25 protein-coding genes and 1 tRNA gene are annotated in these 23,383 nt (G+C 37.5%); 3 read left to right on the top strand and 23 right to left on the bottom strand.

The genetic code is table 11. The annotated features are described in order from the left end of the window. Positions 1–14: 14 nt before the first annotated feature. The 4 genes from ACIQYS_RS15755 to ACIQYS_RS15740 all read right to left on the bottom strand — a co-directional run bounded on the left by ACIQYS_RS15755 (position 15) and on the right by ACIQYS_RS15740 (position 3,936). Complete coding sequence (locus tag ACIQYS_RS15755) at positions 15–1,199, bottom strand: phosphoglycerate kinase (protein WP_402981975.1); 1,185 nt, start codon at positions 1,197–1,199, stop codon at positions 15–17. Between the two features lie 223 nt (positions 1,200–1,422). Continuing rightward, complete coding sequence (gap, locus tag ACIQYS_RS15750) at positions 1,423–2,430, bottom strand: type I glyceraldehyde-3-phosphate dehydrogenase (protein ID WP_402981973.1); 1,008 nt, start codon at positions 2,428–2,430, stop codon at positions 1,423–1,425. Positions 2,431–2,442: 12 nt separating this feature from the next. Next, positions 2,443–3,480, bottom strand: a complete 1,038-nt coding sequence (locus ACIQYS_RS15745; RefSeq protein ID WP_402981971.1) for a sugar-binding transcriptional regulator — start codon at positions 3,478–3,480, stop codon at positions 2,443–2,445. 222 nt (positions 3,481–3,702) lie between these two features. After that, positions 3,703–3,936, bottom strand: coding sequence for a glutaredoxin family protein (locus ACIQYS_RS15740; protein WP_402981969.1), 234 nt, complete (start codon positions 3,934–3,936; stop codon positions 3,703–3,705). A 138-nt stretch (positions 3,937–4,074) separates the two neighbouring features. Here ACIQYS_RS15740 and ACIQYS_RS15735 point away from each other — a divergent pair, with 138 nt between their 5' ends. Beyond that, on the top strand, positions 4,075–4,599 hold the full coding sequence (locus tag ACIQYS_RS15735) for an RNA polymerase sigma factor (RefSeq protein WP_402981967.1): 525 nt from the start codon (positions 4,075–4,077) through the stop codon (positions 4,597–4,599). Then, a complete protein-coding gene (locus ACIQYS_RS15730) occupies positions 4,574–5,725 on the top strand; it encodes a hypothetical protein (protein ID WP_402981965.1) in 1,152 nt (383 codons plus the stop codon). Before ACIQYS_RS15735 ends, ACIQYS_RS15730 begins: the two co-directional genes overlap by 26 nt. A gap of 90 nt (positions 5,726–5,815) precedes the next feature. Here ACIQYS_RS15730 and ACIQYS_RS15725 read toward each other — a convergent pair whose 3' ends face one another. The 5 genes from ACIQYS_RS15725 to ACIQYS_RS15705 all read right to left on the bottom strand — a co-directional run bounded on the left by ACIQYS_RS15725 (position 5,816) and on the right by ACIQYS_RS15705 (position 9,273). Next, positions 5,816–6,262, bottom strand: a complete 447-nt coding sequence (locus ACIQYS_RS15725) for a GNAT family N-acetyltransferase (protein WP_402981963.1) — start codon at positions 6,260–6,262, stop codon at positions 5,816–5,818. Positions 6,263–6,371: 109 nt separating this feature from the next. After that, entirely contained in the window at positions 6,372–7,196 is an 825-nt protein-coding gene (locus ACIQYS_RS15720) for a TPM domain-containing protein (protein WP_402981961.1), read from the bottom strand. Beyond that, the gene (locus ACIQYS_RS15715) at positions 7,196–7,774 is read right to left on the bottom strand and encodes a LemA family protein (RefSeq protein WP_402981959.1); all 579 of its coding nucleotides are present in this window, start codon (positions 7,772–7,774) and stop codon (positions 7,196–7,198) included. Before ACIQYS_RS15715 ends, ACIQYS_RS15720 begins: the two co-directional genes overlap by 1 nt. A gap of 135 nt (positions 7,775–7,909) precedes the next feature. Beyond that, complete coding sequence (locus tag ACIQYS_RS15710; RefSeq protein WP_402981957.1) at positions 7,910–8,944, bottom strand: AI-2E family transporter; 1,035 nt, start codon at positions 8,942–8,944, stop codon at positions 7,910–7,912. Between the two features lie 257 nt (positions 8,945–9,201). Continuing rightward, a tRNA-Arg gene (locus ACIQYS_RS15705) sits at positions 9,202–9,273 on the bottom strand. A 163-nt stretch (positions 9,274–9,436) separates the two neighbouring features. Between ACIQYS_RS15705 and clpP the strand changes: the two genes are divergently transcribed. Continuing rightward, complete coding sequence (gene clpP / locus ACIQYS_RS15700) at positions 9,437–10,033, top strand: ATP-dependent Clp endopeptidase proteolytic subunit ClpP (RefSeq protein WP_402981955.1); 597 nt, start codon at positions 9,437–9,439, stop codon at positions 10,031–10,033. Positions 10,034–10,828: 795 nt separating this feature from the next. Here clpP and ACIQYS_RS15695 read toward each other — a convergent pair. From ACIQYS_RS15695 to ACIQYS_RS15630, 14 genes are all read right to left on the bottom strand, one after another. Beyond that, on the bottom strand, positions 10,829–11,086 hold the full coding sequence (locus ACIQYS_RS15695) for an HPr family phosphocarrier protein (RefSeq protein ID WP_402981953.1): 258 nt from the start codon (positions 11,084–11,086) through the stop codon (positions 10,829–10,831). Positions 11,087–11,105: 19 nt separating this feature from the next. Next, positions 11,106–12,047: a DNA-binding protein WhiA gene (gene whiA, locus ACIQYS_RS15690; protein ID WP_402981951.1), complete on the bottom strand. Its 942-nt coding sequence runs from the start codon at positions 12,045–12,047 to the stop codon at positions 11,106–11,108. A gap of 65 nt (positions 12,048–12,112) precedes the next feature. After that, positions 12,113–13,069: a gluconeogenesis factor YvcK family protein gene (locus ACIQYS_RS15685; protein ID WP_402981949.1), complete on the bottom strand. Its 957-nt coding sequence runs from the start codon at positions 13,067–13,069 to the stop codon at positions 12,113–12,115. Between the two features lie 4 nt (positions 13,070–13,073). Then, on the bottom strand, positions 13,074–13,961 hold the full coding sequence (gene rapZ, locus ACIQYS_RS15680; protein WP_402981947.1) for an RNase adapter RapZ: 888 nt from the start codon (positions 13,959–13,961) through the stop codon (positions 13,074–13,076). After that, positions 13,954–14,436, bottom strand: coding sequence for an NUDIX domain-containing protein (locus ACIQYS_RS15675; RefSeq protein WP_402981945.1), 483 nt, complete (start codon positions 14,434–14,436; stop codon positions 13,954–13,956). Before ACIQYS_RS15675 ends, rapZ begins: the two co-directional genes overlap by 8 nt. 282 nt (positions 14,437–14,718) lie before the next feature. Beyond that, the gene (gene trxB, locus ACIQYS_RS15670) at positions 14,719–15,669 is read right to left on the bottom strand and encodes a thioredoxin-disulfide reductase (RefSeq protein ID WP_402981943.1); all 951 of its coding nucleotides are present in this window, start codon (positions 15,667–15,669) and stop codon (positions 14,719–14,721) included. A gap of 69 nt (positions 15,670–15,738) precedes the next feature. Next, positions 15,739–17,265, bottom strand: a complete 1,527-nt coding sequence (locus tag ACIQYS_RS15665) for a tetratricopeptide repeat protein (protein WP_402981941.1) — start codon at positions 17,263–17,265, stop codon at positions 15,739–15,741. Positions 17,266–17,339: 74 nt separating this feature from the next. Further along, complete coding sequence (gene hisIE, locus ACIQYS_RS15660) at positions 17,340–17,966, bottom strand: bifunctional phosphoribosyl-AMP cyclohydrolase/phosphoribosyl-ATP diphosphatase HisIE (RefSeq protein WP_402981939.1); 627 nt, start codon at positions 17,964–17,966, stop codon at positions 17,340–17,342. Then, positions 17,963–18,718, bottom strand: a complete 756-nt coding sequence (gene hisF / locus ACIQYS_RS15655) for an imidazole glycerol phosphate synthase subunit HisF (RefSeq protein WP_402981937.1) — start codon at positions 18,716–18,718, stop codon at positions 17,963–17,965. The genes hisIE and hisF overlap by 4 nt, the downstream gene beginning before the upstream one ends. Next, positions 18,712–19,455, bottom strand: a complete 744-nt coding sequence (hisA, locus tag ACIQYS_RS15650; protein WP_402981935.1) for a 1-(5-phosphoribosyl)-5-[(5-phosphoribosylamino)methylideneamino]imidazole-4-carboxamide isomerase — start codon at positions 19,453–19,455, stop codon at positions 18,712–18,714. Before hisA ends, hisF begins: the two co-directional genes overlap by 7 nt. A gap of 14 nt (positions 19,456–19,469) precedes the next feature. Then, on the bottom strand, positions 19,470–20,051 hold the full coding sequence (gene hisB, locus ACIQYS_RS15645; RefSeq protein WP_402982033.1) for an imidazoleglycerol-phosphate dehydratase HisB: 582 nt from the start codon (positions 20,049–20,051) through the stop codon (positions 19,470–19,472). A gap of 11 nt (positions 20,052–20,062) precedes the next feature. Next, complete coding sequence (gene hisD / locus ACIQYS_RS15640) at positions 20,063–21,346, bottom strand: histidinol dehydrogenase (RefSeq protein ID WP_402981933.1); 1,284 nt, start codon at positions 21,344–21,346, stop codon at positions 20,063–20,065. Between the two features lie 8 nt (positions 21,347–21,354). Further along, positions 21,355–21,984, bottom strand: coding sequence for an ATP phosphoribosyltransferase (gene hisG, locus ACIQYS_RS15635; RefSeq protein WP_402981931.1), 630 nt, complete (start codon positions 21,982–21,984; stop codon positions 21,355–21,357). Next, a complete protein-coding gene (locus tag ACIQYS_RS15630; protein ID WP_402981929.1) occupies positions 21,977–23,155 on the bottom strand; it encodes an ATP phosphoribosyltransferase regulatory subunit in 1,179 nt (392 codons plus the stop codon). Before ACIQYS_RS15630 ends, hisG begins: the two co-directional genes overlap by 8 nt. Positions 23,156–23,383: the final 228 nt, after the last annotated feature.

Raw genomic sequence — 23,383 nt, 5'->3', positions numbered from 1 at the left:
CAAATTCTCCTCCATTACTTATCGTTTAAAGCGGATACGCCTGGTAAGTCTTTTCCTTCCATGAACTCTAGAGAAGCTCCTCCACCAGTTGAAATATGATCCATTTTATCGGCAACATCGAATTTTTCAACAGCAGCAGCAGAATCTCCACCACCGATAATCGTATAACCAGTAGTTTCAGCCATTGCATTTGCAACACCTTTTGTACCATTTGCAAAAGCAGCCATTTCAAATACACCCATCGGTCCATTCCAAATGATAAGCTTACTATTTTTAATGACATCCGCATATAAAGCAGCGGTTTTTGGTCCGATATCTAACCCCATCCAATCAGAAGGTATTTGATCGATATCTACTACTTTTGTGTTCGCATCTTTTGAAAACTCATCCGCTACGACAACATCTATTGGCAAGTAGAAAGAAACACCTTTTTCTTTCGCTTTTTCGATAAATTCTTTTGCTAATTCGATTTTATCTTCTTCTAAAAGGGACGTTCCAATATCATTTCCTTGTGCTTTCGAGAAGGTATACGATAAGCCCCCACCGATTATAATATTATCTACTTTATTTAATAAATGATCGATAACGCCAATCTTATCTTTTACTTTCGCTCCACCGATTATGGCTGTAAACGGGCGTTCCGGATTCGATAATGCTTTTCCTAAAACGTCTAACTCTTTTTCCATTAATAAGCCAGATACAGCTGGTAGTAATTTTGCAATACCTTCAGTTGTTGCATGTGCACGGTGTGCGGCACCAAATGCATCATTGACGTATACATCTGCAAGAGCTGCAAATGCTTTTGCAAGTTCCGGATCATTTTTTTCTTCCCCTGCATGGAAGCGGACATTTTCTAATAATACGACTTCTCCATTTTTCATATCAGAAACAGTTTGTGCTACTGCTTCACCAATTGATTCATCTAATTTTGTGACAGGCTTATTCAACAGTGTCGCTAAATGCTCTCCTACTTTTGTCAAACGTAGCTCTTCTTTTACTTCCCCTTTTGGGCGTCCCATATGACTAGCTAGAATTACTTTCGCACCTTGTTCGATTAAATAGTTAATCGTCGGTAACGCTGCACGAATACGAGTATCGTCTGTAATAGCTCCATCTTCCATCGGTACGTTAAAGTCTACTCGACAAAACACACGCTTTCCTTGTAAAGTTACATCGCTTAATGATTGTTTTTCCTTCATGGAATAAGCCCCCTTGTTATGTACATAAGTAATCAAATTCACCTCGGCGTATTTTCGCCTAGATTTTTATCGAGCCTGCTCGCTAAATTCATGGCATCCGCTGGAGGCTTTTATTTAATTCAACAGAGGTTCAAATCACTGTTGAATTAAATAAAAATAAAGGAGCAAAGGGTAACCCTTGCTCCTTTTACCCTCTTATATTATAGAGGTTATCACTTACAAATTAAAGTCCACGCGAAGCCATAAGTAATGCAAGGTCGATACAACGAGCAGAGTATCCTGATTCGTTATCGTACCAAGATAATACTTTCACCATATTATCTCCAAGCACCATCGTAGATAATCCATCTACTGTAGATGATGCAGTATTTCCATTATAGTCAATGGACACTAGTGGAAGCTCGTTGAAAGCAAGAATTCCTTTTAATTCATTTTCAGAAGCTTGTTTTAGTGCTGCATTTATCTCTTCTACTGTTACTTCTTTATCTAACTCAGCCACAAAGTCTACTAAAGAAACATTTGGTGTTGGTACGCGGATTGCCATACCATCTAATTTTCCTTTTAATTCAGGAAGTACTTTCGCAACTGCAGATGCTGCTCCTGTTGTAGTTGGAATCATTGATTCTGCTGCTGCACGAGCACGACGGTAGTCACTATGTGGTAAATCTAAAATACGTTGGTCGTTTGTGTATGAGTGAACAGTTGTCATCATTCCACGTTTAATACCGAATTTGTCTTGTAACACTTTTGCAAGTGGAGATAAACAGTTTGTCGTACAAGACGCATTAGAAATGATATGATTCGTTGCTGGATCATATTTATCCGCATTTACCCCTACAACAAAGGTAGGCATATCGTCTTTAGCAGGTTGAGATAAAATTACTTTTTTAGCTCCTGCTTCAAGATGTTTCCCAGCTTTTTCAGTTGTGCTGAATATTCCTGTAGATTCAATTACGATATCTATTTCTAGCTCTTTCCATGGAAGTGCTGCAGGGTCTTTTTCCGCAAGTACTCGAATGTTTTTACCATTTACAACTAAGTAATCTCCCTCTGAAGACACTTCTGCATTTAAAATTCCGTGCACAGAATCATATTTCAATAGATGTGCAAGCATTGCAGCATCCGTTAAGTCGTTGATTGCAACTACTTCTATTTCACTTTTTTCTAATGCTTCTCTAAAAACTTTACGTCCAATACGTCCAAATCCATTAATCGCTAATTTTACTGTCATGTTATATTCCTCCTAGTTGTTTTGCGAGATTATATTCATCATTTCATTTGCGGCACCTTCATCTGTTACTAAAACTGTTTGCTCAGGTGCTTGTTTAAAATACGACAATAATGCTTTTGCTTTTTTGGCTCCACCAGCAACCGCTAGTAAATGCTCTATATGTTGTAACTGTTTTAACTGAATGCCTATCGTTCGAATTCGGTGAACTGCTTCACCTTGTTCATTAAAATAATACCCAAATGCTTCACTAACAGAACCTGCTTCTTTTAGACGCTCAATTTCTTGCTCACTTGAGTTTCTTCTGCGCGCCATTTCTTCTGCATCGCCAATGCCGTGAATAACAATATTCGTTCTCTCGTAAAAATCCATCATTTCTTGAATGAAAGGCTCTTTCTTCATCGTAGTGTACGCTTCTTCACTCAAACTATCCGGCATATATAAGGTCCGGTAAGAGCCATTCATTTTACCCGCAAAAAGGGATGCAATGGTATTTGCTTGAAATGACACGTCTTTACCAACACCGCCTCGAGCAGCGATAAACAATAATTGTTTCCACTTCGTTGTTACTTGTACAAAATTAGTAATAGAGGCAATAGTAGAACCGCCCGTAACGGCGACTATTTTTTCGTCCGTCAAAATGCTTTCCAAATACTTCGCTGCTTCTTGTGATAAAAGCATAGTCGCATTCGTATTAGTATCTACATTTCCAGGTACAATAATTACTTCTTTAATGTGTAAATGCTGTGAAAGTTGTCTTTCCAGCTGCAACCTACCTGACCATTCTCGAACTACTTCTTTCAGTTCTACTAATAGTTTGGTTCCTTCCGGAGTAATTGCCGCACCGTCTCTTGAAATATCGATTAAACCTTGGTTTCTCAATGTATCTAACTCTTTTCGAGTATCTCTTTCTGACAAACCTAATTGTTCTCCTAAAACTCGCCTGCCAATCCCTTTAGCAAGTTGAATTGTTTGAAGTATTCGATACCTCTTTTGTAACAACTCACTCATTTCTGGTATTAGCTTTAGCTGAGCAGTGAGCAATGATTCCATATTTCACTTCCTCATCGGTTATGACGTTTTTGTCCCACTTAGTTAAAAAATGTCCCACTTAGTTAAAAAAAAAGTGAATTTCTATAAATAATCATATTATATATTATGCAAATTGGCAATCTTTGTGCATTATTTTGTGATTATATGTTGTCCAGGATGCCTATTTTGCGATTTAGAGAGGTGATCTTGCGATTCGCAGAAACATAAAAAAAGTCTGGAGCATTATGTAAGTAATGCATCCAGAATGGTAACGTAATCTATTTGGCCATATTGAATAATTTCATTTTCAAATTCGACTACAGGAATCATTAGCATATATTTTTCATGAAGTTTATCATCTTCTTCGATGTTAAACTCTTTTATTTCAAATGCAACATCGTCTTGAACTAGCTTCAGAACTATTCTGGCATCCTCACATAAATGACAGCCTGGTCTTGTGTAGAAACGGACAATCATTGTATATCATCCCCCAAAAAATCATTTGATACATGTTTATTATAGTCTTTTTGAAGCTGTTATTCCTTTAAAAGGTTAAAATAAAAGCGATACTTTTTATTCGTTCCTTCGTCTATAGCAATAAGGGGAGGTCAGCAGATGGAAATGGAACAGTTATACAAAGAGTACAGCGATAGAGTATATAGTTATATATACTTTCTTGTCCGTCATAGAGAATGTGCTGAAGATCTTACGCAAGAAACATTTTATAAAGCATATAGAGGGCTAGAATCCTTTAATAAGCAGGCTTCAGTTGCCACTTGGCTATTAAAAATAGCACGCAATGTGACCTATGATTATTTTCGAAGGAAAAGAGTCATCCAATTTTTCACTTTTGATAAAGAACATGATATAGAAACAAATACATTATCACCAGACAGTCAATTTGAACAAAAGGAGCAGCTTGCTAGAATGTATGATTCCTTAAGTAAACTAAAAAAAGACTATCAGGAAGTATTGCTCCTACGCAAAGTACAAGAATGTTCGATTAAAGAAACAGCCTATATACTTGGCTGGACTGAGGCAAAGGTGAAGATGAAAATGACACGAGCACTTGAGGCACTAAAAAAGGAATTCCATGAGAAAGGAGGTCATGCAAATGGAACCATCAAAAGAATTCGATAAGCTTTTTGAGGAAATGAAACATGTGAAGCGTTCGGATAAAGCAAAGCATAATACATGGCTAGCCTTAAAAGGTAAAATAGAAGCAAAGAGAAAACGCAACATATTTCCTGCATTTATTTCAATAGCAATTGTAGCAATCGCCTCTTTTCTATTTATTACTTTTTCGAATCCTTCGGAGACAGAGAAAACGGCTGGACCTCTTTCTAATGAAGAAGTAATAAGAGCAGTGTTAGAGAGAGAATTCAATGGACCAGACATGGAGCTTTCGCGTTTAATAAATGATTGGATGAATCTCCAAAACGAAACGGAAGCGAATAACCAAGAGGAGTATGATCAACTTCTAGAATCAAACGAATACAAAGATTTTATGAATTATTATCCAGCCACTTTTGGTAAATACTTTACAGAGAACATGGTGACAAAAGCGATCAGTACGAATATGGTGTTCAAATATAATCATTCTCTATTAAATAATGATTTAGAGATGCATTTAGAGAACGTCCAAATTGAACAGGAGAAAGATCACCCAACTATCTATCGCCCCATAATAGAAGTGTCCTTAACGAATAGCCAAGGACAAAAAGTTTTTCATACTTTGAGAGAAGAATTTATCTTTTCTACATCAGAGCCTGGAAAAATAGGGAGTTATAATGGTGTTAAAGGTGGTGGAGGAATAGAACTTCAAGAGAAAATAGAGAATTTTAGCGCATTTGTCGGGGATGTAAGAACACCATCGATTGATGTTACCTTTGATACGCTTTGCTTCAATGGTCGCATGGTTGATCAACAAGGCAGTGGAGTACAACATGACTCGGGATGTACATCGGTTAAAAAGAAAATAAACTCTATTCTAAGAACTTTTGACCACCTTCCTATCAAAGAAGCAACAGAGCAAGAAAGCGATGAGAGGGCCGAAGTTCTTCCACAAATTGATAATTATCAAATTTACCTAACAAACGCAGCAGATAAGGAAACAACTTTATATACTATTACATTATACGAGGATGGAGTACTGATGTTCGCTCCAGGATCTGATTTAGGACTTCTTGGTGACATCACTACAGAACGACATATCATGCTATATGAAAAAATCAAGCTGATGCTAAATGAATTCGCTGAAAATTGATAATCAAAAAAACCAACTGATTGTTGGTTTTTTTTCTAGTTGAGAACGTATTCATGCTAAGTTTCACTTCAAAAAAAGAAGAGCCTACGCTTATAATTTCAGTACAAACTCTGCTTCCCCTTCATTGATGTTGCCTGTTTTTTGGAATCCGAAACTTTCGTATAGCTTGATAGCTACTTCATTGTCTGGCTCCGTTGATAGATAGATTGTCTCACAACCTTCTAACTGTTTCATATCGTCCAAAATCAACTGAATAGCCTCTCTGCCATAGCCTTTCCCCTGACTGGTATGATCAATCATTAATCGACATATCCAGTAATTCTTAGTATCTTCATCTAACCCATACATCGTGAAGCCAATCGTCTTGTCATCTACCTCAATGCCTCTAACAATCCATCCAGTTTCGTAAATCGATTGCACAATCGATAGCGCATTGGAAGCTACGAATTTTTCTATTACAGTCGCCTTTCCATCCTCATTAGTCGTCAAAAGAACCGTTCGTAGCCAGTTATCCTTGTTGATCTCTACTAGTTTCATTCCCAAATCCCCCATTCAATACTTCTTTATTATGTTATCAAGGAATCGAAAGAATCACATAAATAAAAATTGTTAAAAAGCCCTATTGCAGGACTTTTCCATTAATACTTTACCATTTCCGTCCTGCTCCGCCGCCTCCGGAACTACCTCCACCGAATCCGCCGAAACCTCCACCAGAACCTTTTCCACCACTTCCGCCTCCGAAGCCGCCAAAGCCACCTCCGAAACTCCCTGGTCCATACATTCTTGTACTCGAACGTCTTCTACCAGAGCCGGGTCTTCCGCCACCACCACCGCCGCCAGACATTATGGTGTAAATTAAATAAATGACGACGATTATGATAATAATAGTCGATAACGAAAAACCTTCACCGGATGCTGCTGGATCTTTTGGTTCTACAAGTTCCCCGTCCCAGCCGTATTCTGTTGCAACTTCATTGTATAGCACTTGGTATGTGGAAAGTACCGCATCATCTATATCGCCCCGTTCTAAGAAAGGCATCGTATATTCATCAATAATTCGACCTATTTTCCCATCAGGCAACGCACCTTCTAAACCATATCCAACTGTAATCGCTATGTCGCGATTCCCTTCTTTTGTCGGATCCGTTTCAATAACAAATAAAACACCATTATTTTTTTCTTTATTCCCAATTCCAAATTCTCGGATGACATCTACACTAAACTGATTAACATCTTGCCCATTCAAAGAATTGATAATCATCACAACAATTTGTGCACCTGTTGCGTCATCTAGTTTTTTGCCTAATTGTTCTACTTTTTGCTCTGTTTCATTTGATAAAAAGCCTTCATAATCTTGTACATACAATTCTCCAGATATCGGCTTTGGAATATCGGATGCTGCTGCAGCTACCATTGGAATGGAAATAAATAAAAGTAGCGCAGTTATGAGCAAACGCGCAACTTTACTCATTACTTCCCAGCTCCTTCAAAATCAACAATTGGGGCTTCTTTTGCATTTGCATCGGCTTTAAAATATTCTTTTTCATCGAAGCCAAAGATAGAAGCGATAATACTTCCGGGCATACGTTTTACTTTTTTATTATAATCTGAAACGATTCCATTATAGTCCTGTCTCGCTACTGATAAGCGATTTTCTGTTCCTGCCAGCTCATCCATCAATTGGCGGAAGTTTGCATCAGCTTTTAATTCTGGGTAATTTTCTACAACAACTAGTAACCTACTTAATGCACCAGATAATTGATCATTTGCAGCTGCTTGTTCTTCTGGTGTATTCGCCCCCGCTAATTTAGAACGAGCGTCCGCAATATTCGTTAGCACTTCTTTTTCATGTGATGCAAATCCTTTTACTGTATTCACAAGGTTTGGAATCAAATCCATTCGGCGTTGTAATTGGTTTTCTACTTGCGCATACGCTTTATTTACATCTTCTTCCCCATTTACAAATCCATTGTAGCTAGGTATTAGTATTGCCGCAAAAATGGCGATAATCACGACGATTATTACTAAAGGTCCTAAAATTTTTTTCATCTCATTCACCTCTAACTAAGTATAGTGTTAATTTTCCTTAAAACTAAAAAGTAAAACATACTATGTATACGAAAAAAAGCTTAATTGGTTTCAAAAACACCCTTTTCAAATTAGAAAAGGGTGCTTAAATTATACTTATCCGTTCTTTCGATCGTGCGGTGGACTTATCGTTTCCTTATTCGTCACTTCAAGTACATCAAGCAGGAAAACGAAAATCGGAATCCCAACGATCAATCCCCAAACACCAAAGAAGCTTTCCGAAAAAATAAGAACGATAAACGTATAAAAAACGGGTAAATCCGTTTTGGAAGACATTAGCTTTGGATTTAAAATATACGCTTCAATTGCATGGATGATCAAAATTGCCACTACTACATAGGCTACTTTTAGGACTCCCCCAATTGTAAAAGCGATTAAGACTAATGGAATGAGCGATATAATTACCCCTGCAACCGGAATAAGTCCTAAAAAGAAAATCAAAATTGCCAACCCAAATATTTGTGGAAATCCCAATATGCTTAAAGCAATTACGGTCAAAATAGTATTGACGATTGCAATAATGAATTGTGCTTCAATTACTTTTCCGAAAGTGCGAGTAAACTTTGATGCAAAATATTCAACCTCATAATAAAAAGGGGCAATCTTACTATATTTAAACTTACTTGTGAATTCTTTTAACCGTGGTTTTTCTAGCAAGAAAAACAAGCTCAAAATTAAAGCAATCATGACTTGAATGCTCGTTTTACTAATACCTGTAAAATATTTCAGTAAAAAGGAGAACCCATTTTCTAAATAAGCAGTAAGCTGATTTTTAGAAATAATCATTTCTATATAACCAATTAACACATTTTCATGTGGCTGTGTATAAAAAGCAGTAATTTGCTTAGCAAGTTGGCTGATTTGCACCGTAATAATAGGTAAGTATTTCACGATGCCTAAGGTCAGTAGTCCGACAATTAGTGAATACAAAATGATAACAAGGGTTTTTCGGTTTAATCGTATGTATTTGACTACAAATTCTATGAGGCGATCCATCAGAAACGTGAAAATAAAAGTCAATAAGATTAGATTCATCATACTCCTCATGCTATAAAGTATGAAAACAATAAAAGCAAAAATTAAAACTCGTTTTACTCCTTTTTTTTGAAAAAACTCCGTTACAACATCCATATACCGCAAAACTCCCTATCCACTTTTTCGAAATTCGCCGGAGGCTTTAACTTCATTCAGAAGTTATTGTTTGCTGAATGAAGTTAAAAACTCCCTTATAACGCCTCTTTCTTTCATTATTACCTTATATTATGGAGATAACAAGCGAAACGTTCTTGTCGATTCATTGAACAACAAAAAACACGCCGAAACGTTGCAATATCGTTTTAGCGTGTTTTCCCTATAATTTCAGCTTAACATTGAATTACCTTATATTACGCCCCCGGAGGGAATCGAACCCCCATCTCAAGAACCGGAATCTTACGTCATATCCATTAAACTACGGAGGCAAGCGACTAATCTATTATACAAATGATTTGTAAATAATTCAACCTAAGTTTTTAGTGCTTAATATTTGACCTTCCTTGACCTTAATGTGTATGATAAAGTTACAACTGAGATATACTTTTCAGTAATCAACTTACAATACCACCTTTGAAGGAGGCAAACAGGATGAATTTAATTCCTACAGTAATTGAACAAACAAATCGTGGAGAACGTGCATATGATATTTATTCACGATTATTAAAAGACCGTATCATTATGCTTGGAAGTGGCATTGATGACAATGTAGCGAACTCCATCGTGGCTCAGCTTCTATTTTTAGAAGCAGAAGATCCAGACAAAGATATTTCTATCTATATCAATAGTCCAGGTGGAAGCATCACAGCTGGTATGGCAATCTACGATACAATGCAGTTCATCAAACCAGATGTACAAACAATTTGTATTGGTATGGCTGCTTCTATGGGAGCATTCCTTCTTACAGCTGGAACAAAAGGAAAACGCTATGCACTTCCTAACGCAGAAGTAATGATTCACCAACCACTTGGTGGAGCACAAGGGCAAGCAACAGAAATCGAAATTGCTGCAAAACGTATTCTGTTCTTACGCGACAAGTTAAACAATATTATGGCAGAGCGCACTGGCCAACCGATTGAAATCGTTTCAAGAGATACAGATCGCGATAACTTCATGACTGCTGAACGTGCAAAAGAATATGGTTTAATCGATCATATTATCGAGCGCAGCGAAATGAAAAAAGCATAATAATTATGTTACCCAAGGAAAATTCACTTTCCTTGGGTATTTTTTTTTAAAATAAACCTAAACCAAACGCAATGCCACTTGAACGAAACAATTGAAACAAACTACCCTTATAAAGGATGGATTCGCAATATAGAAATACTGCGTCGTAAGGAATTTAACGCTAGGAAAAACCGGTCATCGAAAGCAATCATTTCTAAAAAGAACGAGTTAATTTGGAAAGAGTTAACAATAAATATGCGATATCATCCCAATAAATGATTGCATGAAACGAACTTGGAGAGAGGCCAGTCCAAGTTGTTTGAGAAGATTGTCCAAGTTTGGGGAGAGATCGTCCAGCTATTTGAGAAGATTGTCCAGGTTTGGGGAGAGATTGTCCAACTTTAGCGCTAGATTGTCCATCTATTTAAGAAGATTGTCCAGGTTCGGGGAGAGATCGTCCTAGTTCTATACGATTGTCCAACTTTAGCGCTAGATTGTCCAGCTATTTGGGAAGATTGTCCAGGTTTGGGGAGAGATCGTCCAAGTTCTATACGATTGTCCAACTTTAGCGCTAGATTGTCCATGTTCTATATGATTGTCCAACCTTCGTGCTAGATTGTCCAAGTTATTATTCTAGTAAATACTCCACTTATTTTGAGTTAGAATTTCTATCCCTATAATGTGTTAATTTATAGAAAGTGGCTTACCTATATGATTGAGGGAAAGTCAGTTACATAACATTTTTTTATGGATGACTAAGCTACAAAAAGAGCTACCCCCTAGTCAAAATTGACATACTGGGATAGCCCTTTCTTCTTATGCTTCATTGGAGATAAATTTCGCTAATGTTTCTACCGCTTCTTCTTCGTCAGAACCTTCCGCGCTTAAGATTACAGTAATTCCTTTGCTTATTGCTAAGCTCATAATACCCATAATACTTTTAGCGTTTACTTTTTTCTCATCTTTTTCTAAATATACATCCGCAATATAACGATTTGCCTCTTGAACAAATAATGCAGCTTGTCTTGCTTGTAACCCTGCTGGTAATTTCACTTCCACTTGTTTTTCTGTCATCAATATACGCTCCATTTCACTAAATTGTTTCGCCTCTACGAAGTGCATCTGCGATTTCATCTATTTTCCGTAAACGATGATTAATACCAGATTTACTAACGTTTCCAGTAGATACCATCTCACCTAACTCTTTTAATGTTACATCTTGATATTCTACACGTAAACGTGCTATTTCCCGTAGTTTGTCCGGTAATTGATCGAGACCGATTGAACTTTCTATATACCGTATGTTCTCTACTTGGCGAATAGCCGCGCTAATCGTCTTATTTAGATTGGCCGTTTCACAGTTAACTAAACGGTTTACGCTATTACGCATATCTCGGATAATACGGACGTCCTCAAACTTTAATAAGGCACTGTGGGCACCAGCAATGCTTAGGAAATCAGAAATTTTTTCTGCTTCCTTTAAATATGCAACAAAGCCTTTTTTGCGCTCAATTGTTTTTGCGTTTAACTCAAAGCCATTCATCAAATCCACCAATGCATCACTATGTGTTTTGTATAATGAATAAATTTCTAAATGATAAGAAGAAGTTTCCGGATTATTAACAGATCCTCCAGCTAAAAAAGCACCTCTTAAATAAGCGCGCTTACAGCAATTCTTTTTCACTAATTCTTTTGAAATAGAATATTCAAATTGAAAATGGTCTTTCAATATTTGTAAATCCTCTAATAACTCTTTCGCTCCATCACGGATACGACAAATATAAACATTATTTTTTTTCAATCTCATTTTTTTACGAACGAGCAATTCTACTTGATACTGATATAATGATTTAATCAATGTGTACAATCTTCGAGCGATTGCTGCATTTTCGGTTTGCACGTCTAAACTTAGTGTTTTATTGCTAAATGAGAGCGATCCGTTCATTCGAATAAGTGCTGATAGTTCGGCTTTTGCACAACATGGTTTGGACTCTTCTTGCGTCATTTCTTTTTTTGTTTCAGAAGCAAACGACATAATCCGTTTCCCCCTTTCTTGCTAACGATTACCATAACTTATTATGTAATTATAACAGTAATCATCTACGCATATTCTACGAGCCATTTCGCTACTTTCATCGCATCATGACGCACTGCGCCACCATGGACGATGGAAATGTCTTTTTTCACGACTTCTAAGTTTAATGTTTCTAGTTGCTCTATATCTATTCTGACAGGAGATGCTTTTTCCTGCTTGTATAAATATTGCACATTTTCAGGGATTTCTTCATTGCTTATTAAAACTGCATCTAAGAAATTTTCACCTACATGATCAACTAAAGCGTTGACATGATCGAATGCAGTATAATCACTCGTTTCCCCAGCCTGTGTCATTAAATTACAAATATATACTTTCTTCGCTTTGGAACAGATAATTGCCTCTTTTATACCTTGCACCAATAAATTAGGTAAAATACTAGTATATAGGCTTCCAGGTCCAATTGCGATAATATCGGCTTCCCGTATCGTATTAATAGTTTCTGGTAACGGTTTCACGTCAGATGGCGAAATAAATACCTTTTCTATTTTCTTTCCATATGATGGAATTTTTGATTCCCCACTTACAATTGTTTGATCTTCAAATCGTGCATGAAGTATCACTAATTGATTGGCTGCTGGAAGAACCTTTCCATGAACCTTTAATACACGGCTCATTTCACTAATCGCATTAGCAAAATCACCTGTAATCTCAGTTAACGCTGCTAGCATTAAATTTCCTAAAGAATGGCCTTTTAATTCTTCCGATTTAGAAAAACGATACTGGAACATTTCTTCCACTAAAGGTTCTACATCTGACAATGCCGCTAACACATTCCGAACATCTCCGGGTGGTGGAATATCATAATCATCCCGTAATCGACCAGAACTTCCACCATCATCTGCTACAGTGACAATTGCTGTAATGTCGAGTGGGAATTTCTTTAAACCACGAAGCAATGTAGATAGTCCCGTACCACCACCAATAATAACTATTTTCTTACGGTGTTTTGTACGCTCCATTCCTTCATTCCTTTCTTATCGTTACATCCCGATGCGTTATAACCGTTTTATCTTCTGCTGTTAATAGTGTACCAAAGTATTCAGCCAATGTAACGGACCGGTGTTGGCCACCTGTACAACCAAATGCAATAACTAGCTGCGTTTTACCCTCTCGCTTATACTGCGGAATCATAAACGAAAACAAATCCGTTAGCTTTTCGATTAATGTTTTTGTATCTGCCCATTTTAGGACGTAACTAGATACTTCTTCATCTAGTCCTGATTTCAACTTGAGCTCTTCGATATAGTATGGATTGGGAAGAAAACGTACATCAAATACTAAATCGGCATCGATAGGGATTCCATGTTTAAACCCAAAAGACATGACGTTTACAGTAAATACTTTACTACCTTTTGCCGAAAATTCATCTTGTATTTTTTCCCTTAACTCACGAGGTTTCATCGTAGATGTGTTATAAATAAATTGAGCTCTTCCTTTTAGTTCGGAAAGTAACTCTCTTTCTCTTTTTATCCCGTCTAGTGGTAGGCCAGAATTAGCTAGGGGGTGAGATCGTCTAGTCTCTTTGTATCTTCTTACTAACACTTCATCATTCGCATCTAAAAATAACACTTTTGGGGTGATAGTCGTTGCTTCGTGTAGCTGATTGACCGATTTGACTAGAGAGTGGAACATTTCGCCTCCCCGTAAATCCATTACTGCTGCGATATTTCGAGGTTGTTTATTGGAATCGATCATTAGCTTGATGAATGTACTTAAAAGCTCCGGTGGCAAATTATCAATACAATAATACCCAAGATCTTCAAAACTTTGAATCGCAACAGTCTTACCTGCTCCAGACATTCCAGTAATAATGACCACTTCAGTTTCCAGCTTTTGTGCAGTACTATCCATTGTTTACTTCCCCCTCCGATGAGTGCTGAATCGTTTCTGTTATCAATGAAAAATCAGGCGTGTAAACAAAGGTTCCATATTGCATTCCTTTTTCTTGCACAGCAAATAACAAGTTTGTTCGATCCCCTTCAGCCATTGGAAGCGTGTGTAAAGCTTCTACTGGATGCCATTCTAAAATACCTTCTGTTGTTTCATGAAATGGTGTACCTTCCAAATCTCTGGCAACAAACGTGAATAACATCCATTCATCTATTTGTTTCCCATTTTCTTCAATTACCATCGTATAAATCCCTTTTAAATGCGCCCCAATAGGTTTAGCATTCGTTTCCTCGGAAAACTCTCGAATAGCAGAAACTAGAATAGATTCCCCTATTTCCATCTTGCCACCTGGAGCAACGTACCAGTTTCTTCTCGGCTTTTTTAATAAAAGAACTTCTCCGTCTTTGCATATAAGTAAATTTGCGATTCTTTGCACGAATTGTCACTCCACATCTATCATGTGTTAATAATATTATTATACATTAATTTTCACAAAAAGAGGCTGCTTCACGATTAAAATCGCGAAACAGCCTGTTCAACTATTTCTTATATAAAAAGGGGGTCAATTTATATTTCTAACTATACGCTATAATTGTTTCAAGCAGGTTACAAATCGATTAAGAAATAATTAAATTCAGACTAGTGTTACGGACGATAAAGTTATAAATTAGAACCTAGTAGCTGCGCTAAACACACAAGTATGTAAATACTACTAATGTTAAGCGTTCGTTGCCGTTTTTTCTTTTACATTTTCAATATAATGTTGTACAGCTTGTGCAGCGATACTTCCGTCCCCAGTTGCTGTAACAATTTGACGAAGCATTTTATCACGCACATCTCCAGCCCCAAAAATTCCAGGTACAGCTGTTTCCATTCTTTCATTCGTTACGATATATCCGTTTTCATTTAAAATACCTAAATTCGAAAATGGTTTTGTTAATGGAAGCATACCAACATATACAAAAACTCCATCCGTTTCAAATTCTCTTTCAGAACCATCTTCAGTTGAAACTAATGTAACGCTCCCCACTTTTCCGTCTTTTCCGTGAATTTCTTTTAATGTTGTATTCCAGATAAAGTCGATTTTTTCGTTTGCAAATGCACGATCTTGTAGTATTTTTTGTGCACGCAACTCATCACGGCGGTGAACTATCGTTACGTTATCCGCAAATTTTGTTAAAAATGCACCTTCTTCAACAGCGGAATCTCCCCCACCGACTACAACTAGGTTTTTCCCTTTAAAGAATGCACCATCACAAACTGCACAATAACTTACACCGCGTCCGCCAAGCTCGCTTTCGCCAGGAATCCCCATTTTTTTGTACTCAGCACCGGATGAAATAATAACCGCAAGTGCTTTATATTCTTTTCCGCTCACTTTAACCGTTTTATAAACTTCGCCGTCTACGATTTCCGATACGTCTCCATATGCGTATTCAGCGCCGAATTTTTTCGCATGTTCAAACATTTTAGTCGAAAGTTCTGGTCCTAAAATCATTTCAAACCCTGGATAGTTTTCGACCTCTTCTGTATTCGCCATTTGTCCACCTGGAATACCGCGTTCAATCATTAACGTAGAAAGATTCGCACGAGAAGTATATACAGCGGCAGTCATCCCAGCAGGACCTGCTCCTATTATTATCACATCATAGATTTTTTCTTCAGTCATCATACATTCCTCCTACATTGCTTCTACCATCAATCTATAGGATTTTTGTAACTGCTTCAACTTTTATGCTTATGCGTCGAATAATGGCAAAAATTGCATGAGTTCATTCACATATTTCGTTAAGGTAGTAGTCGTAATCCCGTATTCTTCCGCGTACTGTTTTTTCGTTACATTTTTTGTTCTAGAAGATTCAAACATATATTCCGTTGCAGCTGCAAGTGCTCGTGGATTTTTAAAGGCATATGCCTTTTTTAATGCACGTTCCACTAATACAAACCACATTTGAAATAAAAACGCAGCGGATTGTTCCAAAGGTTTATGCTTTTCATATAGTAAATCTGTAGCTGCAATGACTCTTAAAAAAGCTTTTTCCGCTACAGATTTTTCGTTAAATGAGTGCCCTAAAGAATGGGCTAAAAATAATTTTTCCATTGTCGTCAATTCTTCTACAACAATCCATTTTGGATGTGAAATAATTTCTTGACGGTGCGCTGATTTCCCCAATAAATAAAAACCAAAAATCCGCTCACTCACATGCTTGTCTTGTAGCTTTTCTAAAATAAGCTCTTTTTGGTTCTCCATCTGCGATTCATCTATATTTTTCAGGTGTGGTAACCAAGGCTCAAAACCTGCCTTTTCTGGATCCAATTTTAATAATGTCTTCCAAGCACTTTTCGCAACTTCTTCATGGCCGGAAAAATAAGCGGAATGAGATAACCAAAAATAAAACCCTGGATCTCCTTCAAAACCTTTCCGTTGCAAGCTTCTTAACCATTTAAATGCTTGATCATATTTACCTATTAGTGCTAATGTAGCTCCTAATTTATATCGATGCTCGATGAAATAAGGGTTAATTTTCGCTAAAAATGCAGTAATTTCATCTAATTCTTCTTGATTTTTTTCATAATAATAAATGACTGCTAAATTGCAAAGCGCATGAATGTTTCCTCTGTTTTCCCTTAGTACTTCATGAAGTAACGCTTTTGCTTGTTCCTCTTCGCCAATGTAAAAATAGGCAAGCGCCAAATTATTAAATGCTGCCCAAAAATCAGGATATTGTGTAATAATATCCTCTAATAATTCAACTGCTTCCGGAAATTTCCCTTGTTCCATTAACCGACGAGATTTTTCCTGTAAAAAGAGAGCTTCAGAGGAAGGTGCGTCCACTTGTAGAGATACAATGTCTTCCTGCTCTGTGAAGTCAACGATTTCCATCGCATCTTCTGTGTATTCTCCGTTTATATTCATCTCCAAATATTTTTTGGCAAATCGGTTCGCATCCATAAAGTTTCCTATGTGGGCATTCACTTCTGCCAAAAAGAAAACAATTTCAGGGTCACCTGGGTCGATCGTATATGCACTTCTCAAAAGTTCATGAGCTAAATCAAATTTATCTAATTCCATTTGTAAAATGGCATATTGCATTAAAATGGCCGGATCATTAGGGCTTAGATCTACAGCTCTTTTTAAATATTTATGAGCTTTTTCGTATTTTTCTTTTTGTAGCTCATCTAAAGCTTTTTTATAGTAGTAATCGCCCGTAGGCAAAAACGAAATAATGTTTTCTTTAAAAACCTTTTTACTTTTTTTATTCAAGATAATCCTCCGAAAAATAATAAGGAACGTTTCTACGTTCCTTATTAGTATACTCTTCAGTATATCATAAAGTATTATTTTTTATCGGCTTTCTCTTCATGTCTTTTTTGCAGTACTTGTAACAAATCATAAAAGCTGACTTTTTGATTTTGTAATAGTACGAGCAAGTGATAAATAAGATCCGCCGCTTCCCATTTCAACTCTTCTGCATCATTATTTTTAGAAGCAATAATGACTTCTGCAGACTCTTCTCCAACTTTTTTACAAATTTTATCTACGCCTTTTTCAAATAGATACGTTGTATAGGCACCTTCTGGCATTGTTTGCTGTCTTTCTTCAATTGTATTAATGAGGGAAGTAACCACATTGTAACCAACTGTCTCATCAAATTTCTCTAGAATGTTATGGAAACAAGTAGCTTCTCCTGTATGGCAAGCTGGTCCACTTGGCAAAACTTCTACAACTAAAGCATCTGAGTCACAGTCTGTACGTATCGAAACGACTGTTTGGGTGTTTCCAGATGTTTCTCCTTTATGCCATAATTCTTGTCTGCTTCGGCTGAATAACCATGTTTCTTTTGTTTCTACTGTCTTGTTATACGCTTCCTCGTTCATGTAAGCGAGCGTTAATACTTCTCGAGTTATGGCATGTTGAATAATGACGGGAATAAGTCCATTATCATCAAATTTTAAGTTGGTCATTTTACTTCAACTCCTCTTTCACGTATGTAGTTTTTCACTTCGGCTACGCTCGTTTCTTTGAAATGAAAGATGGAGGCTGCTAAAGCTGCATCCGCATTAGCTTCCGTAAATGCAGCTAATATATGCTCGACGTTTCCAGCTCCACCACTAGCCGTAATAGGAATAGAAACAGCTTCTTTCACCCGTTTCGTAATCTCGATGTCATAGCCATCTTTTTCTCCGTCACGGTCCATGCTTGTCAGTAAAATTTCCCCTGCTCCAAGCTTCTCTACTTTTATTGCCCAATCTACTGCTTTCCAATCCGTTTTCTTTTGCCCACCATGCGTATAGACGAACCAATCCTGTTCTTCTTCCGACCATTTCACATCAATGGCAACAATGATTTTATTAGACCCAAATGCTTTAGCACCATCCGTTATTACCGTTGGGTTGCTAATTGCCGCACTATTGATAGATACTTTACTTGCTCCAGCATCTAATAACTGCTTCATATTTTCCGTCGAACGAATTCCACCGCCAACAATTAAAGGAATGGAAATTTGAGCCGCTGTTTTTTTCACTGTTTCTAGCATTGTATCCCGACCTTCAACAGACGCAGAAATATCTAAAAACACTAGTTCATCTGCACCTTCTTGGTCGTAGAATGCCGCTAGCTCTGCTGGATCTCCAGCATCTCTCAGACCGACGAATTGAATTCCTTTTACAACTCGCCCATCTTTCACATCTAGACATGGAATAATTTTCTTTACCATTTGGTTACCTCCTGTAATGCTTCAGTCAATGTGAAACGGTTATTGTATAATGCTTTCCCTGTAATGACGCCACTTACCGTCGTATCTTTTGCTAATTTTGCTACTTCCCCTAAATCTTCTAGTGAGCTAATCCCGCCAGAAACAATGACAGATAGCCCAGTTGCTTCTGCAAGCTCTTTGTTTGCTGCTAAATTAGGTCCTTGAAGCGTTCCATCGGTTGCAATATCGGTAAAAATAACATGCTTAGCCCCTTTAGAAGCAAAATACTGCCCTACTTCTATAGCCGATTGGGAAGATGTCTCCAACCACCCATGCGTAGCTACCATGCCGTCTTTTGCATCTAGACCGATTACGATTCGGTCACCACCAAACTGTTCTAGCAATTCTGCTACTAGGTCTGGTTTAGCTATGGCAAGACTTCCAATAATGACACGTGTCACGCCATTATTCAAATAGTAACTGACATCTTCGTTCGACCGAATGCCACCACCTATTTGCACGCTAACAGGAAGTTCTTTTGCAATTCGAATGACTTCGTTGGCATGAATTTTCTCGCCGTCTTTTGCACCATCTAGATCTACAAGGTGAATCCAAGTTGCACCTTCATCCACAAACTTTTTAGCCATATCGAATGGCGAATTACCATAAATAGTTTCTTGCTCATAATCTCCTTGATATAAACGGACACATTTTCCGCCTTTCATATCAATTGCCGGATAGACTTGAATGGACGTCATGTTTTTTCCCCCTATTATGTAAGCAATCCCTTTGTGGAAGGTACACCTTTCACTCGATCGTCTTTCGTAATTGCATCATCAATTGCGCGAGCCAATGCTTTGAAAATAGCTTCTATCATATGATGGGTATTGACTCCGTAGTGTACAATAACGTGCACATTCATACGTGCTTCTAACGCAAATTTCCATAAAAATTCATGCACAAGCTCCGTATCGAAATTCCCAACTTTTTGCGTAGGAAATTGTGCACGAAATTCTAAATGTGGACGGTTTGAAATATCAATTACTACTTGTGCTAACGCATCATCCATTGGGACATATGCATTTCCGTATCGTTTGATGCTTTTTTTATCCCCTAGAGCTTCTTTTACTGCTTGACCTAGTACGATTCCAATATCTTCAGTCGTATGGTGATCATCGATATGCGTATCGCCATTCGCTTTAATCGTTGCGTCAAACAATCCATGCTTTGTAAATAAGTCAAGCATATGATCCATAAAAGGAACACCTGTATCGATCTGTGCCTTTCCTTCTCCATCTAAATCTATTTCTACCCACACTTTTGTTTCATTTGTCATTCTTTCTATTTTAGCCATTCTTTTATTTGTCAATTTGAATCCCCCTTATCCCAACTTCTCGATTCCACCGAGCGTGCATGACCTTCTAGCTGTTCTAATCTTGCAAGTCGTGCGATTTTTGGATATTGTTCTTGCCACATTTCTTCTGAATAATAGACAACACTCGTTTTCTTTACAAAATCGTCTACACCAAGTCCACTTGAAAAGCGCGCTGTGCTATTTGTAGGTAATACATGATTTGTACCTGCGAAATAATCCCCTACTGGTTCGCTACTAAATCTTCCTATAAAAATAGCGCCAGCATGATTGATTCTCTCGCACACTGCTTCTGCATGTTCCGTCATAATTTCTAAATGCTCTGGTGCAAGCTCATTAATGGCAGAAATTGCTTGTTCTAATGATTCCGCCATATAAATACATCCAAAATTTTCAATAGAAGCTCTTGCTATTTCTTCTCTAGGAAGTTGTTTCAATTGTTTTTCCACTTCTATTGAAACTTGTTCCGCTAGTTTCTCACTCGTTGTAACTAACACGGAAGACGCAAACGGGTCATGTTCTGCTTGTGCCAATAAATCCGAAGCTACTTCGTCTGCATAAGCCGTATCATCCGCGAGTATCGCTATTTCACTAGGTCCTGCAATCATATCAATCGCAACTTTTCCAAACACTTCTCTTTTCGCAAGCGCCACGAAGCTATTCCCTGGGCCTGTAATTTTATCAACCGCTTTAATCGTTTCCGTTCCATAAGCCAGAGCAGCAATCGCTTGCGCTCCTCCAACCTTATAAATTTCTGAAACACCAGCGATACGAGCAGCTACTAATACAGATGCCGGAAGCTTCCCATCTTTTGATGGTGGCGACACAATGACTACTCGCTTCACACCAGCTACAAGTGCAGGAATGGCATTCATTAATACCGACGACGGATACGCAGCAGTGCCTCCGGGAACATATAGTCCTACTGCGTCAAGTGGTGAAATTTTATATTGAATATACGAGTTTTTAGCTAATGGGAAATCTATATTTTGTCGTGCTTGTTGTGAGTGAAATGCACGGATATTAGAAGCCGCTTCTTCTAAATCTTCAATCAATTGAGGATCAAATCTAGCGTATGCCTCTTCCATTTCTTCTTTTGTTACTTGTAAAGAAGATAGTTTCGCACCATCCCATTTTTCTGTATATGTAAAAAGGGCTTGATCGCCATTTTGTTTCACTTGCTCAATTACTTCACGTACCGTCTCTAAGTGATTTTCGTTTGCTTGTTCTACAGAACGTTGCAATGAAATTGTATTTGTAAGCTTCTCTATCTTCATAGGATTCCCTACCTTTTTATCAATTCATTTTTTAATTGTGCGATGAATTCCCGGATGCGTTCACTTTTTACTCGGTAACTTACAGGATTAACGATTAAACGGGATGATATCGCTACAATTTTTTCATATTCCACTAAACCATTTTCTTTTAATGTTTGACCGGTTGAAACGATGTCCACAATTCGATCCGCTAGTCCAATCATTGGTGCTAACTCAATCGAACCGTTAAGCTCAATAATTTCCACTTGCTCCCCTTTTTCTTTATAAAAGTTCGTAGCAATTGTCGGATATTTCGTCGCTACTCTTGGGGCTATTTCGTTCATCGTCGTATGAGGGAGCCCTGCTGTTGCAATATAGCAATTACTAATATGCAAATCGAGTAATTCATGGACATCTCGTAGTTGTTCTAATAGTACATCTTTTCCTGCAATACCAATATCCGCAACCCCATGTTCCACATAAACAGGAATATCCATTGGCTTTGCTAATATAAATTGAATTCTTTCCTCTGGTGCTTCAACAATTAACTTTCTAGAGTCGCTAATCTCATGCGGTAGATTAAACCCTGCATCTACAAATAATTGATATGCTTCTTCAAAGATACGCCCTTTCGGCATTGCAATTGTTAACTCATTCACGTAAAGAACCACCTTCTAAGACAATTAGTACTTCATCGAAACTTTGTTTAAATGCATCTAAATCATGTACACTCTCTGTATATTGAAGTGTTACGCGCTCTGCATTATTTCTTCTTTTCTCCGCTAACCTATTTGCTTCCAAATAAGCGCCTTCTGTAAATAAAAGTAGTGTACGCTTTTCTTCTACAACATTCTTCGGTAAAACTTCTAACAGTCTGTCTACCCGTATTCCAAAACCAGTAGCACCTACTTGCTCATCGAACTGTTTGAATAATTCATCATATCTGCCGCCATTTCCAATGGGGAAACCACTTCCTGCAGCATAAATTTCAAACAACATGCCCGTGTAATAACTCATATGACTAGCAAGTGAGAAATCGAATGAGACTATAGACGGGTCACTTAGTTGAAGTTCCAATAAGCTTTTTAGCTGTTCCACTTGATCTATTAAGTATTGCTGTTCATCAGTTAAAAACGGTCGGAAGTTTTCAAATGCTTTAAAGTCAATTGTGTAATCTATTAGCTTTGTAAGATTATCTTTTTGCTCTTCTAATAAGCCTAAATCGTCTAATTTTTGTTCGAATCCTACGAAGTTTTTTTCTACTAATAGCTGTCTTAACATGTCTACTTGCTCCGTCGTGTTTGTATTATTCGCCAAAAATGCAGTTAATAGCCCCGCATGTCCAATTGTAATTCGAAAACGCTCCACACCAAGTGTTTTTACAAGCTCTACTGCTGTATGAATAATTTCACTGTCACCGTATGCACTGAAATCACCGATTAACTCCAGTCCTAATTGTTCGAACTCTGCTGGTCGGCCACCTTCTCGTTGTTGTGCTCGGAATACATTTGCATAATAAGCTAGACGCAATGGATTTTTTTCTTTTAGTAGCTTCGAGGCTGCAATTCTTGCAATAGGAGTCGTCATGTCTGGACGCAATACAAGTGTTTCTCCTTGGTTGTCTACTAGTTTAAAAAGAGAAGATTCGTCAATTGCGGAAGCTTTTCCGATTGTTTCAAAGTATTCGACCGATGGTGTTTTGATAAAATCGTATCCTTTGTTTCGTATAAAGTTTCTTGCTGTTGACCGTATATATTCTTTTTGTTCATTTACTTCCGGAAATGAATCTCTCATTCCAAGAGGTTTCTCGAACATTTGAATTTTAGCCATTTCATCCCTCCTAAAATTACTTCATCGTGCTAGAGTACTAATACGTTAAATTATATAGATTTTATCCTATATTATTCATTTCGTCAATCTATTCGATTGTTCCTTTTAGAATAGTAAGAAAAAATAGGTTTTGTACTAGAATATTGTTGATTTCCGCTCCAATCAACGGAATTTGCTAACTGATCAGTATCTAAGCTTAAGAAAGCCCCAAAAATAAATTATATGCAA

Origin of the sequence: Psychrobacillus sp. NPDC096426 (genome assembly GCF_044762745.1) — a bacterium.
GTDB lineage: Bacteria > Bacillota > Bacilli > Bacillales_A > Planococcaceae > Psychrobacillus.
Note: the sequence above shows the minus strand (reverse complement) of the source record. Positions and strands in the feature narration are given on the sequence as shown.